Annotated in this window: 13 protein-coding genes; 4 read left to right on the top strand and 9 right to left on the bottom strand. The window is 63.9% G+C overall.

Annotated features, from left to right (window positions below):
• Window positions 1–10: 10 nt before the first annotated feature.
• On the bottom strand, window positions 11–1,792 hold the full coding sequence (locus tag B5527_RS07235) for a tetratricopeptide repeat protein (RefSeq protein ID WP_079600686.1): 1,782 nt from the start codon (window positions 1,790–1,792) through the stop codon (window positions 11–13).
• A gap of 353 nt (window positions 1,793–2,145) precedes the next feature.
• On the bottom strand, window positions 2,146–3,804 hold the full coding sequence (locus B5527_RS07230; RefSeq protein WP_079600685.1) for an electron transfer flavoprotein-ubiquinone oxidoreductase: 1,659 nt from the start codon (window positions 3,802–3,804) through the stop codon (window positions 2,146–2,148).
• A gap of 249 nt (window positions 3,805–4,053) precedes the next feature.
• Between B5527_RS07230 and B5527_RS07225 the strand changes: the two genes are divergently transcribed.
• On the top strand, window positions 4,054–4,872 hold the full coding sequence (locus B5527_RS07225) for a uracil-DNA glycosylase (protein WP_079600684.1): 819 nt from the start codon (window positions 4,054–4,056) through the stop codon (window positions 4,870–4,872).
• A 168-nt stretch (window positions 4,873–5,040) separates the two neighbouring features.
• Here the strand turns inward: B5527_RS07225 and B5527_RS07220 are convergent, their stop codons facing one another.
• The 5 genes from B5527_RS07220 to B5527_RS07200 all read right to left on the bottom strand — a co-directional run bounded on the left by B5527_RS07220 (window position 5,041) and on the right by B5527_RS07200 (window position 11,397).
• Window positions 5,041–6,219, bottom strand: coding sequence for an acyl-CoA dehydrogenase family protein (locus B5527_RS07220; RefSeq protein WP_172842498.1), 1,179 nt, complete (start codon window positions 6,217–6,219; stop codon window positions 5,041–5,043).
• Window positions 6,220–6,488: 269 nt separating this feature from the next.
• Complete coding sequence (locus B5527_RS07215; RefSeq protein WP_079600682.1) at window positions 6,489–7,199, bottom strand: winged helix-turn-helix domain-containing protein; 711 nt, start codon at window positions 7,197–7,199, stop codon at window positions 6,489–6,491.
• A 293-nt stretch (window positions 7,200–7,492) separates the two neighbouring features.
• Window positions 7,493–9,001: a glycosyltransferase family 39 protein gene (locus B5527_RS07210; RefSeq protein ID WP_079600681.1), complete on the bottom strand. Its 1,509-nt coding sequence runs from the start codon at window positions 8,999–9,001 to the stop codon at window positions 7,493–7,495.
• 204 nt (window positions 9,002–9,205) lie between these two features.
• Window positions 9,206–9,949 (bottom strand): ribonuclease HII, encoded by a 744-nt coding sequence (locus B5527_RS07205; protein WP_079607130.1) that lies wholly within the window; start codon window positions 9,947–9,949, stop codon window positions 9,206–9,208.
• Window positions 9,950–10,233: 284 nt separating this feature from the next.
• Window positions 10,234–11,397 carry a PA0069 family radical SAM protein gene (locus B5527_RS07200; RefSeq protein WP_079600680.1) on the bottom strand — a complete coding sequence of 388 codons (1,164 nt, stop codon included), beginning with the start codon at window positions 11,395–11,397 and terminating at the stop codon, window positions 10,234–10,236.
• A 195-nt stretch (window positions 11,398–11,592) separates the two neighbouring features.
• Between B5527_RS07200 and B5527_RS07195 the strand changes: the two genes are divergently transcribed.
• Both B5527_RS07195 and B5527_RS07190 read left to right on the top strand, forming a co-directional pair.
• Window positions 11,593–12,162, top strand: a complete 570-nt coding sequence (locus B5527_RS07195; RefSeq protein ID WP_079600679.1) for a glycosyltransferase — start codon at window positions 11,593–11,595, stop codon at window positions 12,160–12,162.
• A 65-nt stretch (window positions 12,163–12,227) separates the two neighbouring features.
• Entirely contained in the window at window positions 12,228–13,157 is a 930-nt protein-coding gene (locus B5527_RS07190) for a bifunctional helix-turn-helix transcriptional regulator/GNAT family N-acetyltransferase (RefSeq protein ID WP_079600678.1), read from the top strand.
• A gap of 24 nt (window positions 13,158–13,181) precedes the next feature.
• On the opposite strand, the gene moaB is transcribed toward B5527_RS07190, so the two are convergent.
• Both moaB and ypfJ read right to left on the bottom strand, forming a co-directional pair.
• Window positions 13,182–13,745 carry a molybdenum cofactor biosynthesis protein B gene (gene moaB, locus B5527_RS07185; protein ID WP_079600677.1) on the bottom strand — a complete coding sequence of 188 codons (564 nt, stop codon included), beginning with the start codon at window positions 13,743–13,745 and terminating at the stop codon, window positions 13,182–13,184.
• A gap of 125 nt (window positions 13,746–13,870) precedes the next feature.
• Window positions 13,871–14,806, bottom strand: a complete 936-nt coding sequence (ypfJ, locus tag B5527_RS07175; protein WP_079600675.1) for a KPN_02809 family neutral zinc metallopeptidase — start codon at window positions 14,804–14,806, stop codon at window positions 13,871–13,873.
• A 228-nt stretch (window positions 14,807–15,034) separates the two neighbouring features.
• Between ypfJ and B5527_RS07170 the strand changes: the two genes are divergently transcribed.
• On the top strand, window positions 15,035–16,168 hold the full coding sequence (locus B5527_RS07170) for a site-specific DNA-methyltransferase (protein WP_079600674.1): 1,134 nt from the start codon (window positions 15,035–15,037) through the stop codon (window positions 16,166–16,168).
• The last annotated feature ends 208 nt before the right edge of the window (window positions 16,169–16,376 follow it).

Here is a 16,376-nt window from a genome sequence, read left to right as displayed (position 1 = left end):
TCCCCTTCGATCAGCCGCCCTTGCCGTCTTCTTTTTTCTTGTCCGCGGAGGCCGCCGACGAGGTGTCGTCGGGGAGGCCGTTTGCGATCTTGGCTTCGATCTTCGGCAGGTCTTCCGGCTCGGGTTTGAGGTCGCGGGCATGGGCCCACTGGAATTTGGCTTCCAGCGTGCGGCCGACGCGCCAATAGGCGTCGCCGAGATGGTCGTTGATGGTCGGATCTTCCGGCTTCAGGTCGATCGCGCGCTCGAGGTTTTTCACCGCGTCGTCGTAATTGCCGATGCGGTAATAGGCCCAACCCAGCGAGTCCACGATGTAGCCGTCGTCCGGGCGCTGGTCGACGGCGCGCTTGATCATCTTCATGCCTTCGTCGAGATTGATGCCCTGATCGATCCACGAATAGCCGAGATAGTTCAGCACATGGGGCTGCTCGGGCTGCAGATCGAGCGCCTTGCGCATATCGGCTTCCGCCTTGTTCCACTGCTTGGAGCGCTCCTCGCAGATGCCGCGGTAATAGTAATAGACCCAGTTGCCCTTGTCGTTCGCGTCCGGCATCGCCGCGATGCCCTGGGCGTAGGTCTGGGTGCAGTCGGCGAACTTCTTGCGGCCGCGTTCGATGTTGCCGAGCGCCATGATGGCTTCGACATCCTTGGGATCTTCCGCGGTGACGCCCTTGAGGATCTTGATCGCTTCCTCGCTGCGGTCGGCGGCGTCGAGGTTGGTCGCGAGCTGAATCTGCGCATTGCGCTTCAGCGGCGAACTCGCCGGCATGCGCTCGTAGACCTTGATCGCCATCGCCGGCTTCTTCACCGACTCGTAGAGATCGGCCAGCGACAACAGCGCCAGCGGGTGATTGGGGGCGAGATAGAGCGAGAGCTGCAAATAGACCAGCGCAAGATCCTCGCCGCCGCGCCGGGTCAGCGTCGCGCCGATGCCGTAAAGTGCCTCGGCGGCGCCGGTCTGCGCCGAATCCACCAGTGGCGGCATCTTCTTGCCGGCCCTGGTTTCGCGCAGGTCTTCCAGTACCAGCGGATGCCGCGGCAGCTTCTTGTCGAACGCCTCATAGACCGCGGTCGCGGCGGCATCGTCCTTGTTGCGCGTCAGCCAGCGCGCATAGTCGTCGGCCACCCGCAGCATGGAATCGTCGAGCTTGTAGGCCCGCTCGAGGCGCACGCCGGCGTCCTTTTCCTTGCCCGCGAGTTCGAGGATCATGCCGGAGTGCAGGTCCTTGAAGATCGGATACCATTCCGGACCGGTCAGCTTGTCGATGTTGGCGACCGCCGTTTTGGTGTCGCCGGCGCCATAGCTGGCCCACCCCGACAACAGCGTCGCCACCAGATCGGTGATCGGCCCGCGAATCGACTGGTTGATGTTGAGCTGCGCGGCGGCATATTTCTTCAGCTTCAGGTCGCGCACGCCGATCACCAGCCGCGCCACGCGATTGGACTTGTCCAGCGTCAGGATGCGGTCGGCGAGCTTCACCGCCTCGTCGATGTCGCCATCGGCGAGCGATGAGATGAACGCGCGATCGAGCAACTCGTTGTTCTTCGGATCGGTGCGGAGCGCCGAGCGATAGAAGGCGGCCGCCGAACTGGCGTCACGCTCCACGCTGGCATGGCGGGCGGCCAGATAGCTGCCCGACATCGTCAGCGATCTCAGATCGTGGCTGTTGGGAAACTGCGCCGAGTTGTCGGACGGATGATCGGGCGTCTGCGCCGAAAGCGTGCCGGGCACGGCCAGCGCGGTGAAGGCGAATGCAGCGATCGTCCAGCGATTGAAACGAATGGAAAACATCAGGGTTCGCCTAGCTCCAGGGATTTACGGCAGGATCTTTACGATCAATCTCGAATGCGGACCCGATCGGCGGCATCAAGAGAGGAGACAATGCCGCGTTTGGCGTTCAACCGCAAGGATACGGGGTGGCGAATCGATCGGAGGGAAAGGCCCGGATGGGTCCGATCCCGCCAGCCTTGCCTCAAAACGCTTCCAGTGTGGCGGTATCGTGGCCGGGACCGCACCGGAGCACCCTTCCGATCGAAATCGGAACGGCGCCCTGGTTTCTTGCCTTAACGCTTTTTCTTCCCGCCAACCGGTGTCCACTTCGCCCGAAACCGCCAGGGAGCGCGCACCAATTCACGCAATCGTGGTCACATCGCCTCATAATTGGGCCCGCCACCCCCCTCCGGCGGGACCCAGGTGATGTTGCCGTTCGGATCCTTCACGTCGCAAGTTTTGCAGTGGACGCAGTTCTGGGCGTTGATGACAAAACGCGGCCCGGTCGTCTCCTCGACCCATTCATAGACGCCGGCCGGGCAATAGCGGTTGGAGGGGCCGGCATAGACATCGTGCTCGGATGTCTTCTGCAGGTTCATGTCGGCGACCTTCAGATGAACCGGCTGGTCCTCTTCGTGATTGGTATTGGACAGGAACACTGACGACAACCGGTCGAAGGTGATCTTGCCGTCCGGCTTGACCGGCGCGATCGGCGCGTGGGCTTTGGCCGGATCGAGCGTCTTGCGGTCGGGCTTGGCATGCGACTGGGTTCCGAACAGCGAGAACCCGAGCGTATTGCACCACATGTCGATGCCGCCGAGCATCACGCCGATGACGGTGCCGAACTTCGACCACAGCGGCTTGACGTTGCGAACCGGGTACAGGTCCTTGCCGACCGCCGAACCTCGCCATGCATTCTCGTATTCGACCAGTTCATCGTTGGCGCGGCCCGCGCCGAGCGCCGCGTTGAGGTGTTCGGCCGCGAGCATGCCGCTGCCAACGGCGTTATGGACGCCCTTGATGCGCGGCACGTTGACAAAACCGGCCGCGCAGCCGATCAGCGCGCCGCCGGCAAAACTCAGACGCGGCACCGACTGATAACCGCCCTCGGTGATGGCGCGCGCGCCGTAAGCGAGGCGCTTGCCGCCTTCGAACAGCGGGCGGATCGAGGGATGGGTCTTGAAGCGCTGGAATTCGTCAAACGGCGACAGATACGGGTCGTCGTAGTTGAGATGCACGACGAATCCGACCGCCACCAGATTGTCGTCGTAATGATAGAGGAACGAGCCGCCGCCGGTCGAATTGTCGAGCGGCCAGCCGAACGAATGCTGGATCAGGCCTTTCTGGTGCTTCGAGGGCTCGACCTGCCAGACTTCCTTCAGCCCGATGCCGAATTTGGGCGGTTCGCTGCCCGCGTCGAGGGAAAATTTCGCGATCAGCTGCTTGGTCAGGCTGCCGCGCGCGCCTTCGGCGAACAGCGTGTATTTGCCGAGCAGTTCCATGCCGCGCGTATAGGACGACTTGTGCGAACCGTCCTTGGCGACGCCCATGTCGCCGGTGGCGATGCCGCGCACCGCGCCCTTGTCATCGCTGAGCACTTCGACCGCCGCGAAGCCCGGATAAATCTCGACGCCGAGCGCCTCCGCCTTGCGCGCCAGCCAGCGGCACACATTGCCGAGCGAGCCGATATAGCAGTGGTGATTGTTCATCAGCGGCGGCATCGCGATCGCCGGCAGCGGGATCGCGGAGCCCGCCGTCATCCAGTAGAACTTATCCGTCTTGACCTGCGTTTTCAGCGGGCAATCGGCGTCCTCGCGCCAATCCGGAATCAGTTTGTCGAGCGACACCGGATCGATCACCGCGCCGGACAAAATATGCGCGCCGACTTCGGACCCCTTCTCCACCACGACAATGGTGAGATCGGCGTTGAGCTGCTTCAGCCGGATCGCCGCGGCCAGCCCGGAGGGCCCGGCGCCGACGATCACGACGTCGAATTCCATGGATTCACGCGGCGGCAATTCTTCGGTGCTCATGATCTGCTCTCAGCCCGGTCGAGAAAGTTTCCAATGCATGACCCGCCAAACTGCGAGCGTTTGGCGATGACGATCATGCGCCCTTGTTATAATTTCGGGCGCAAAACCGGTCCCCATTCCTGCCGATCGCGCCCGGCAGGTCGTATGTTTCCGATTTTTCGCCTGAGAACAACCATGGAAATGCCCAGTCGGGCGTTTCGCTGCAGTGCGATCCGCTCTAGAATAACGAAATGCCCCTGATATCCCGCCATGACGCCTGACAGCACCCCAACCGTTCGGCAATTGCTGGCCTTTTATCTGGAGGCCGGAGTCGACTGTGCGCTGGGCGATGAGCCGGTCGACCGGCTGTCCGATCCTGTGATCCTCCCCGTAGCAAGCGAAGCGCCGCTGTCCCAACCGGTCAGGACCATTCCGGCTGCGGTCCCGACCCTGCGCGGCGATACGGCGCCGGCGCCGGAGGCAGCGATCCATTCGGCCCGGGAAGCCGCGCGGACCGCGCCGACGCTGGAAGTGCTGCGCGAACTGCTGGAAAAATTCGACGGCTGCGCGCTGAAATCGACCGCCACGCGGCTGGTGTTCGCCGACGGCAACCCGCAGGCGCGCATCATGTTCGTCGGCGAGGCCCCAGGACGCGAAGAAGACCTCGAGGGGCTGCCGTTCGTCGGACGTTCCGGCAAGTTGCTCGACCGGATGATTGGAGCGATCGGGCTGGACCGCACCAGCGCCTACATCGCCAATGTCATTCCATGGCGGCCGCCCGGCAACCGCACGCCGACGCCGCAGGAGACGCAGATCTGCCTGCCGTTTATCCAGCGGCAAATCGAACTGGTAAACCCGGATGTGCTGGTGACGCTCGGCAATCCCTCAACCCAGACACTGCTGTCGACGCGCGAGGGCATCATGAAAACCCGTGGGCGTTGGTTCGACTACGACACCGGCACCCGGGTGATTCGCGCGCTCGCCACTTTCCATCCGGCCTATTTGCTGCGCTCGCCGTCCTACAAGCGGCTGTCGTGGCAGGATTTGCGCTCCATCGCCAAGGCGCTGGAGCAGCAGGTCCCATCCTGAATCTTCGTTTCCCGGACGCGGCGCAGCGCTTCGCGCAGCTCCGCAGAGCCGGGACCCACGGACCTGGATCGATGGACCCCGGATCAGCAGCGCATCACGCCGCAAAGTGCGGCGCGCTACGCTGCATCCGGCCCCCGGTGACGAGGGCGACTTTGCCGTAATGCGTGCTCACGACAGGCGCGCGAGCACGGCGGCCCCTGCCGTCACGTAGTTGCGCGGTTGGGCCGCAAAGTGTTGAGCCGCGACGCGAAGATCCCGCACCCTTCGCTGCAGTGATGAGCTTTCGTACACGGCCCTGCTTCCGGCGAGTTCAAAGCAGCTTTCGGCGACGCGGACGCAGGCCGAGGTGATCCAGACCACCGCTTGCAATTGTTCCGCCACGCGGGCCAAGCCCTTCGCCGTCGCTCGTTCGGGGTTTTGCCAAACGCGGGCGATCTGCGCCTCAAGCAGCGCGCGCGCTGCCATCAGGTCGGCATCAAGCCGTGCCAAGCCCTCCTTGAAGCGCTCGGTCTCCACCAGCGGCGTGGTCATGAACAATTGTGTGACGCCCTCCCTTGCCAGTTCAACGAGGTCCGTGATGGCGCCCTCGGCGATCCCCACGGCGACGGCGCCATGCGACAGCACGAGGACCTCGGCGAACTTGCCGAAGATGGGATCGGACGCGAACGAGGCTCCGAACGGAAACTCGAAGAAGCTCTCGTCGGGAACAAGCGCGTCCGTCAACGCGACGTGGTGGCTGCCGGTGCCCTTGAGGCCGACCGTGTACCAAGTGTCCCTGATTTCCCAGCGTTCGGCCGGCATGAGACAGGTGCGGGTCATCGGGCCGGGCCCGTCCGGGGAGTCGATCGGGGAACCGCCCTCCATCATCACACAGGTGCCTGCGATCCACTCGGCATTCTGGCAGCCGCTGGCAAACGGCCATGAGCCGCTAACCCGCCATCCGCCGCGAACGCGCTCGGCTTTGCCAGCCGGCTGACCCGAACCGGCAAAGATGTGATCCTTTCCATCCTGGAAGATTTCCTCACAAAAAGCCCGGCTCACCAAGAACGGCATTAGGCTCCCGAGGTGGCCGATCATCGCATTCCAGCCCACCGACCCATCGAGCTTGGCCAGGGCCGAGACCACCCGAAAGGTGCTCGGCGCATCAAGTTCCAGGCCGCCGTAGCGCCGGGGTACAAGCATGCCGTAAATCCGTGCAGACCTGAGAGCGGACACGAGTTCCGCCGGCAGTCGCCGACCTTGCTCGATGTCGGGAGCAAGCCGCGCGACCATCGGCGCGAGCGCGGCGATGCGCGAAAGCACCTGATCCAATGTGGCCTTGTCGGGACTCTGGACGTTGCTGGTCACTGATCGTTTCTTGTCGAGAAGCGTTGTCATCTGGCTATCCTCCAGGTCGGGCTTGGGAAGCGGCAGTCTGCAGTTGGCAAACTACGGTTCGATTGCAGCTCACGGGGAATGCGTTTCAAACGTAACCGGACAGGTTTAGTCCTCCGGTAGCCGGACAGCGCATACGAAGGCCCCATCGGGATTGAAACCGTGCTTGAGGACCCGGCGATCCTGATGGCCCAGTTCGAGGCCTGTCCGCTGGCCTGACATGACCGACTTAACGCAGTTGTTCAAAACTGCTCCACCGGCAGCGAAAAAACATAGCCAATGCCGCGCTCGCTCTGGATCATGCGCGGTGCATTCGGATCAATCTCCAACTTGCGCCGCAGCCGCAAGACCTGAACATCGATGCTCCGATCGAAGATATCTTCATGAACTCGCGTCGCATGCAGCAGATGCTCGCGCGTGAGAGGTCGCTCAGGTGCTTCCAGAAACGCCAGCAACAAGGCATACTCACCTTTACTCAGCAAAACTCGCGCTTCGTTGGGGTCTACGAGTCTTCGGCGGTCACGCTCGAGCCGCCAGCCGTTGAATCTAAAGCCGCCGCCTTTCGGATCGCGAATTTGCGTGGCACGCGGCAGCTGCCGTCGTCGCAATATAGCGCGCGTCCGTGCGAGCAACTCCCTGGGGCTAGGCCTTACGATGTAATCGTCGGCGCCAAGTTCTAGGCTGACGATAGGATCAATTTCGTCGGCGTGGTCGCTGGTGATGATGATTGGAATATCTGATTTCGATCGGATTGATCGCAATCGATCCAGCCCGTATGGCTGGTCCATGATGATCAAGCTGGGAGGCGTGCCGGTGTATTTCAACTCGCTCCAGTTGGACATACAACGGGCGGGGAAATTGTGGTCGGAAAAGTACCCACTCACCGTCTGTCGCATAGCCGGATCATTATTGATGATCAGAATATAGTCTATCGATCCGATGTTCTGGTTCATATCTTCGTTTCCGATTGGTCATCAGGCCTGGTTCCGATCTCATCAATCCTCCAATTGACGACCGGAATTCTCCGAGCCAGGTAACTCGGACGGCGACGTACGGCTGTGAACTGGTTCATATTTCACGAAAGCGTTGATTGCTGTAGAAGGCGACGGATTGTGTTCCGCGGCGACGGGGCGGGTTGACCAGCAAGATTCATGCGTTGGTCGATAGATGGACCCCGGATCAGCAGCGCATCACGCCGCAAAGTGCGGCGCGCCGCGCAGCATCCGGGGAACGCTGGTAGATCTCGTTACGGCGCCTTCGGCCGCACGATACCCCAGCCGATCCGCAGCAGCGGCTGTCGTCCGACCACCAGCCGCTCGAACGCCCGCGGCACTTCCGGGACCAGGCCGGGAAATCGTTGCGCGATGTCGGCGGGTGGCGTGCCGGCCGTATCGGATGCGCGCCAGACCACGACACCGCCGGTCTGGTTGAATTTCGCCAATGTCAGCCACGGCGTCCGTTCCGCTGCGGTGTCGAGAAACAAATGAGGCCGGCCGGCGTCCAGTGAGATCAGTGCTGCGAGTTGCGCATCGCCCGTCACCGCCCGCAGCGGCTGGTTGGTGCGCCGTTCAAAACTGTCGCCGAAGAAACGCGCGATCGCGGTCGCGGGCAGCGACGTCGTCACCTCGGCGCTGCCGGCCCAGGGCAGAAAAAGCGTGGTCACGATGACCGCGAGCGCGGGCACGACGATGGCAGCCGCCCAGACCGTGCGCAGCACGCGCTGACGCCGCAGGGCGATCAGATCGCCGGCCGCGACGATCACGGCCAGTCCCGACATCAATAACGCGACACCCGCCCCGCCCGCGACGCGGTCCAAATCGAACAGGCCGGAGATCAGGCTTCCCGCCAGCGCCGGCGCGATGGCGAAGAAATAGACGAAATCGCGCGCCAGCGGATCGACCGGCGGCCGATAGATGATCGGCGCGTCTTCAGGCTTGCGGGCGAACCAGCCGGAGTTGAGCACCGCCAGCAGCACGATCCCGGACAGGGCGAACAGGAGGGTGCCGAGCAGGCCTGCCCAGTGCAGCGCCCTGCCGCTCAACTCCGCGATCGCCGGCCATGGCGGCAATGCCAAAGCGTCGGCGCGAATCAGCCAGATCAGATACGGCAGCGCCAGCACGACAATGACCAGCAGCGCGAACAGCGGATCGAACGACCTCAGCATGCGCCGTCCGCGCGCGGTCGCGAGCGCAAATCCGATGACCAAAATCAACAGGCCGATCGCGGCGGGGATTGTCAGCAGCAAAAGGCCGGCTTCGATCGACCATGCGAACCACGCGTTGCGCCGGTTCTGGCCGATCAGCTGCCAGGAATGCAGCAGCAGCAGCGCCCAGAGCGGCCGCGCAAGCACCAGGGGGCCGAATTCGACGCCGGGCGAACTGAATACCACGACCGTCATGGTCAGCAGCACCGCGAGCACCGCCTGCTGTCCGCCGACAACCGCGCGCGACAGGAGATAGAGTGTCCAGAATGTCGCGACCCCGCAAAGCTGGGCCAGCAGATAGACGCCGATCACATGATTGCCGGCGGCGCGAAACGCGATATCGGCAAGCCAGAACGCCAGCGGCGGGCCGAGACCGGTTCCCACCTGGTATTCCCTGCCATAGGCGAGCACGGTGGCAAGGTCGTCGGGCGGGCTTCGGTACAGCAGCAGCGGCACCATCAGCCACAGCGCCGCCTGAAACAGCACCACGAGCCAGACCACCAGCCGCGGCCGGGCGCGGATCAGTTCGGTGATCAGGGAGGTGAAACGCATGAAACGGCTGGATCGCTTTTGCCACGAACTGACCGACCGGCAGGAATGTCCCTCATTCCCGCGGAGCGACGTCCTGGTCGCGTCTCGAAGGATGAGGCCCTCGCGGTTCGAGACGCACAAGCCGCGCTTCTCGCCAGGAGGACCAACGCTTCGCACTGGTCGATGGTGAGGTAATAGAGCCCGAAGCCGATTGAAGCAACTACGTCAGCCCGCGGCACCGATCTCAAGAGAAAATTGTGTCTCGGTTGCGACGATTTCACCTTCGACCGCGATCGCCTGATGTCTTTCCCGCGCCGCTACAACAGGTGCAAAAAACCGGCGGTGATGCACGGTGGGTCCGAGCCGATGCAGCGCCTCGAGATGCTCCGGCACGCCGTAGCCCTTGTGGGATTCGAAACCATAGCCCGGGCAATCCTGCGCCAGCTTGCACATCAGCCGGTCGCGCGAGACCTTGGCGATGATCGACGCCGCCGCGATCGAGATGACCAGTCCGTCGCCGCCGATCACGGCTTCGCAGTCGCAAGGCGTATCGAGCCGGTCGCGGCCATCGACGAACACATGCCTGGGCGGTTCCGGGAGCGCGTGCACCGCGCGCGCCAGTGCCCACAGCGAGGCGCGCAGAATATTGTCGCGATCGATCCGCGCCGGCGACGCAAAGGCGACCGCAAACGAGGCCGTCGCGCAGATTTCCTCGAACAGCTCCTCGCGGCGCTCCGGCGTCAGCCGCTTGGAATCGTCTATACCCCTAGGGATCCGCCTGGGATCGAGCACCACCGCCGCGGCCACCACCGGGCCCGCCAGCGGCCCGCGTCCGGCCTCGTCGCAGCCGGCCACCGGCCAGACGCCGCGCTTGATCAGCGCACGTTCGCGGCGAAAGCTCGGCGGCGCGACCGCGATCACGCCCTTGGGGAGCTTGGCGGGCTGTTTGTCGGATTTGTCTCGAATCATGCCGCGGATCGTGCGCAAGCTCTTGCCGCCGCGCAACCGGGAACTCTCAGTGATGCCCGTTATTCAGACCCGTCGTCCCGCGTCGTCCCAAGCAGCTCGGCGAATGAGCGCAGTTGACAAAAACACTGGTGTCATCGCGCGGCTTGACCGGGCGACCCAGTATTCCGGAGACGTTTGAGGTTAGCCGGTCGGCCGCGGCGTACTGGATCGCCCGGTCAAGGCCGGGCGATGACAGTCTTTATTGTGGCGGCTGCCCATCAACCATCGCCACGGCGCGCAGATTTCTAAAACAAACTGAGTTGCTGCCCGCTGCGTTTCGGCCGGGCGAAATGATCGGTCGTCAATTTCGAACGTCTCTTGTTGAGTCCGAGTTTTTCGCAGGCGATCTCGAACCGGCGTCCGATCATCCAGGCCATCGGCCCGGTGCCCTTCATCCGGGTTCCCCACTGCGAATCGTAGTCGCGCCCGCCGCGCATGTCGCGGATCAGCGTAAAGATGTGGCGGTAGCGGTCGGGATAATTCGCCATCAGCCATTCCCGGAACAGGTCGCGCACCTCCAGCGGCAACCGCAGCAGCACATAGCTCGCTTCCTTGACGCCGGCATGCGCGGCGGCATCGAGAATGCGCTCGATCTCCGAATCGTTCAGCGCGGGGATCACCGGCGCCACCATGACGGTGGTCGGAATTCCCGCTTCCGACAGCTGCCGCAGCGCCTCCAGTCGTTTCGCCGGCGTCGAGGCCCGCGGCTCCATGGTGCGCGCCAGTTTCGCATCGAGCGTGGTGACCGAAATCGCCACCTTGGCGAGATTGCGCTTGGCCATCCGCGCCAGAATGTCGATGTCGCGCGCCACCAGCGCCGATTTGGTGACGATGCCGACGGGATGCGAGGCGCGCTCCAGCACTTCGAGAATGCCGCGCATGATCTTCCGCTCGCGCTCGATCGGCTGATAGGGATCGGTGTTGGTGCCGATCGCGATCATGCGCGGTTCGTAATCCTGCGCCGCCAGTTCCTTTTCCAGAAGCTGCGGCGCGTCGGGTTTTGCAAATAGTTTCGATTCGAAGTCGAGCCCCGGCGACAGGCCGAGATAGGCATGGGTCGGCCGGGCGAAGCAGTAGACGCAGCCATGCTCGCAGCCCCGGTAGGGGTTGATCGAACGGTCGAAGCCGATATCGGGAGAATCGTTGCGGGTGATGACCTTGCGCGCGGTGTCGAGGGTGACCGTGGTCTTGAACGGCGGCAATTCATCGAGACTCTGCCAGCCGTCGTCAAAGGCGACCCGCGCTTCGGCCTCAAAGCGGCCGCTGTCGTTGGATTGCGCGCCGCGGCCACGCCGCCGCTCGCGTTCGATGGCGACCGCCAGTTCGGGAAAAGGAGAAGGTGCACCCGCCGGCTCGGAGGGCGCCGTGACCGGCGGGTGCTTGAGGGCATGAGAGGATGCTCGGCTCATGGTTCGTACATAGCACGCCCTGAGAACAAATCAAGAACATGAATCGACTATATCGAGTGGAGCGATGATTTTGTCGGCGGCCGCGCAGGCTGATGCATTGGCGCAAAAAGCTGCAGGCGAAATGCTGATTTGAGTGTGACAAGGTGATAACAGTGCGGCGTTTTCCCTAATCCTTGAGCCGGCGAAGAGCCATCCATGCTGAGCGTCATTATTCCTACCGAAGGCGTCGAGCAGCCTGCCGTCGCCACCCTCGCGGCACTGGTGCCCGGTGCTGCGGCCGGCGTGGTGCGCGAAGTGCTGCTGGTCGACCGGGCCGGCACCGGCGTGATCGAGCGGGTCGCCGACGTCGCGGGCTGCCGGTTTTTGCGATTCGAGGGATCGCATGCGGCGGCGCTGGCGGCCGGCGCCCGCCAGGCGCGCTCGCCATGGCTGATGTTTCTGCATGCCGGCGCGGTGCTGGACTCCGGCTGGATCGGTGAAACCGCGCAATTCATCCAGGGCGTCTCCGACAGCGGCCGTCCCCGCGCCGGCATCTTCCGCTACGCCCGCTCGCCCTACCGCGAAACGCGGCTGCGCGACGGCTTCAAATTCGTCGCGCGGATGCTTGCGGGGCCGTCGGCGGACCAGGGATTGCTGATCGCACGCGACCATTACGAACGGCTCGGGGGTTATGCGCCGGACGCCCGCCGCTCCGAAGCTAGACTGCTGCGGCAACTCGGCCGCTCGTCGCGCACCATGCTGCGCAGCCGGATCATCGTCGCGTGATGCCTGCCTAGGTACTTGCCAAAGTCAAATAATTATTTGACAATGGCAACTATCAGAGGTGTGCCATGTCCGAACCCAGTTCCGACCACCAGATCTCAGCGGTGCGAGCCTTCAACCGCTTCTACACCCGCAAGCTCGGCGTTCTCGGCCAGCAACTGCTGAAAAGCCCGTTCTCGCTGAGCGAGGCGCGGGTATTGTACGAACTCGCCCACCGGGCAGATCCGGCCGCGAAGGAGATCGGGAGCGAACTCGGTCTCGATCCGGGCTACCTCAGCCGGATCATCCAGAGTTTCGAGGAAAACGGGTTGATCACCCGCAAGCCGCTGGCCACGGACCGGCGGCAATACCGGCTCAGCCTGACCGCCAAGGGGCGTCAGGCGTTCGCGAAGCTCGATCGCAGTTCGCACGACGAGGTCGCCGACATGCTCGCCACGCTGCCATGCGGTGGCCGCGAACGGCTGGTCGCGGCGATGGCCGCGATCGAGCGGCTGCTCGATCCTTCGGAGGTGCCGGCTCCGCGCGCGATCCTGCGCGAACCGCGCCCGGGCGACATGGGTTGGGTGGTGCAGAGCCACGGCTCGCTCTACGCCGGCGAATACGGCTTCGATTCCAGCTTCGAAGGCCTGGTGGCGGAGATCGCGGCCAGGTTTCTGGCCTCGTTCGACGCGTCGCGGGAACGCTGCTGGATCGCCGCGCTCGATGGTACCCAGGTCGGCTCGGTATTCCTGGTCAGGCACAGCGACGATGTCGCCAAGCTGCGCCTGTTGCTGGTCGATCCCGCCGGGCGCGGACAGGGACTGGGTCAACGGCTGGTCGCCGAATGCATCGCCTTCGCGCGGGCAGGCGGCTATCGCAAAATCACGCTGTGGACCCAGAGCATTCTGGTCGCCGCCCGCAAGATCTACCAGCAAGCCGGATTCGCGCTGGTCGCGACCGAGCCGCACCGCAGTTTCGGCCAAAGCCTGATCGGCGAGACCTGGGAGTTAAAGCTCTAGCATCGGCGCGGACCGATCCCGCGGTTAAGCCGAAGCGCCCTTTGCCTTGGGGCGCCGCAGATGCTCGTCGAGCCGCGGCATGATCTCGACGAAGTTGCAGGGCCGCGTGCGGTAATCGAGCTGGGCGGCGAGAATGCCGTCCCAGCCGTCGCGGCAGGCGCCCGGCGATCCCGGCAGGCAGAAGATGAACGTGGCCCCGGCCACCCCCGCGGTGGCGCGGCTCTGGATCGTCGAGGTGCCGATCTTGGCGTGGCTCAGCATGTGGAACGCGATCGAAAAGCCGTCCATCCGCTTTTCGAACAGCGGTTCGATCGCCTCCGGCGTCACGTCGCGGCCGGTGAACCCTGTACCGCCGGTGGTGATGACGACATCGACGCCCGGATCGGCGATCCACCGCCTGACGATGATGCGGATCGCGTCGACGTCGTCGACGATGATCTCGCGCGCCGCCAGCACGTGACCGGCCGCGGTCAGCCGCTCCGCCAGCACCGTTCCGGATTTGTCATCCTCCAGCGAGCGGGTGTCGGAAATCGTCAGCACCGCGATGTTGAGCGGCACGAAGTCTGTCGATTCATCGATGGAGGACATGGCGATATTTCCTCTCGTCATGCCCGGCCTCGTGCCGGGCATCCACGTCTTAAAATCTCTAGAGGCCAGCAAAGACGTGGATGGCCGGGACAAGCCCGGCCATGACGATCAATGCATAGCAGCATCTACAGCGCCGCCGCGCCGAATGTATTGCAGGCCTGCACCGTGCCCTGCTTGTAGCCGGTCATGAACCATTGCTTGCGTTGCGCGGCGGAGCCGTGGGTGAACGAGTCCGGCACCACCCTGCCGGTAGCCTGCCGCTGCAGCGTGTCGTCGCCGATCGCGGACGCCGTCGTCAGCGCCGCGTCGATGTCGCCGGCTTCAAGGAAGCCCGGACGCTTCTTCTCCTCGCGGTTGACCCAGACGCCCGACAGGCAATCGGCCTGCAATTCGACCTTCACCTGCAGCGCGTTGGATTCCGCCTTGCTGCCGACCTGCTGCTGCAGCCGCGTCACCCGCGGCAGGATGCCGAGCAGGTTCTGCACGTGATGGCCGGCTTCGTGGGCGATGATATAAGCCGCGGTGAATTTGCAGGCGTTGCCGGAACAACCGCGAAACCGGGTTTCGACCTCGCGGAAAAATCCGGTGTCGAGAAAGATCTTCTTGTCCGGCGGGCAATAGAACGGGCCCATCGCCGACTGCGCCATGCCGCAGCGGCCGCCATTGGTGACGTTGCGAAACAGCACGATGCGCGGACCGGTATAGGATTGCCCGCTGGCTTCGAAAATCTCGCTCCAGCGATCGTCGATCTCGCCGAGGATGCCCGCGATCATGCTGCCCATCTCGTCGGTCGGCGCGCCGGTCCTGGCGGTGGAGCTGCGATCGGTTTGATAGCTCGGCGCCTGGCTGCGGCCGCCGTTGAGAACTTCCGCGCCGCCGATCAGGATGCGCGGATCGATGCCGAAGGCGTAGCTGATGAGGCCGAGCACGATGATGGTGCCGATGCCGAGCCCGCCGCCGCCCATCGGAAGGCCAAACCCGCCGCCGCCACCCATTCCGCCGCCGCTGTCGTCGCGACGGTCCTCGATGTCGTCGCTGCGGCGGAAATCATCGTAACGCATGGCGGCCTTTCCTCATTACATCCAGCCGCAAGCGGCTCCGCTGACAGTCAACGCGGCACAGAGGTAAAATTTCCATCGCGTTAATCAATAACCCGCCCGGCAAAAATTGCCTAGCGTGAAAGAATTGCCCGGTTAAGTCGATTTTTACTTTGCCACGTCAATGTATCGCCAGTCGGTTGTTTAGTCCCGCGTCGCCGACAGCGTCGCCTGAGTCAGAGTATTTGAGTCATGGTTGTGTCGCGTCGCGGGGCGTCTGCAAGGGCGCCCCGCACTAAATTTGAGTCCGATCCGAGCAGCCGTGTCGTCGTTGGCGATTGTGTCGCCGAGATGTCGAAACTGCCGGCAGGTTCGGTCGATCTGGTGTTCGCAGATCCGCCGTACAACCTGCAGCTCAAGGGCGATCTCAAGCGTCCCGACGAATCCCACGTCGATGCCGTCAACAATGACTGGGACAAGTTTTCATCCTTCGCCGCCTATGACGATTTCACCCGCGCCTGGCTCCTGGCCTGCCGCCGCGTCATGAAACCGTCGGCGACGCTGTGGGTGATCGGCTCCTACCACAACATTTTCCGCGTCGGCGCGATCATGCAGGACCTCGGCTTCTGGGTGCTGAACGATATCGTCTGGCGCAAGACCAATCCGATGCCGAATTTCCGCGGCCGCCGCTTCACCAACGCCCACGAGACCATGATCTGGGCGGCGCGCGACGAGAACGCCAAGGGCTACACCTTCAACTACGAGGCCCTGAAAGCCGCCAACGAGGACGTGCAGGCGCGCTCCGACTGGCTGATCCCGCTGTGCACCGGCGACGAACGGCTCAAGGGCGAGGACGGCAAGAAGGTTCACCCGACCCAGAAACCCGAAGGCCTGCTGGCGCGGGTGCTGCTGTCGTCGTCGAAGCCCGGCGATCTCGTGATTGATCCGTTCAACGGCACCGGCACCACCGGCGCCGTGGCAAAACGTCTCGGTCGCCGCTACATCGGCTTCGAGCGCGACCGGACTTATGCGGCCGCGGCGGAAGCGCGCATCGCCGCGATCGAGCCGCTGCCGGAAGCAACCCTGGCGCCGTTCATGACCGCGCGCGACGCACCAAGAGTGGCGTTCTCCGAACTGATCGAACGCGGCATGATTTTGCCCGGCGCCAGACTGGTCGATTCCAAGAAGCGTCATGGCGCCCTGGTGCGCGCTGACGGCGCCATCATGCTCGGCGACAAGGTCGGCTCGATCCACCGCATCGGCGCGGTGGCGCAGGGCTCCGGCGCCTGCAACGGCTGGACCTTCTGGCACGTCGAGACCAAGAAGGGCCTCCGGCTGATCGACGAGCTGCGCGCCGAAATCCGCTCCGGCATGGCGGCGGGCTGAGTTTTCAAGCTTGTAGCCCGGATAAGCGAAGCGCCATCCGGGACTCAGGAGACAGCCCCCGGATGGCGCTGCGCTTATCCGGGCTACGAGCGACCGATTCAAATTTCGAACAGCGCTGTTTGTTGCCGCTCCCAACTCACGCCGGTCATCCCCGCCACCGCGGCGGGCGGCCCACATAAGAGGCCGCCCGGTCGGGCGGCCTCTTTCA

This window comes from Bradyrhizobium erythrophlei (genome assembly GCF_900129425.1).
Taxonomy (GTDB): Bacteria; Pseudomonadota; Alphaproteobacteria; order Rhizobiales; family Xanthobacteraceae; genus Bradyrhizobium; species Bradyrhizobium erythrophlei_C.
The sequence above is the reverse complement of the archived record's forward strand: the minus strand, read 5'-3'. Positions and strand labels throughout refer to the sequence as shown.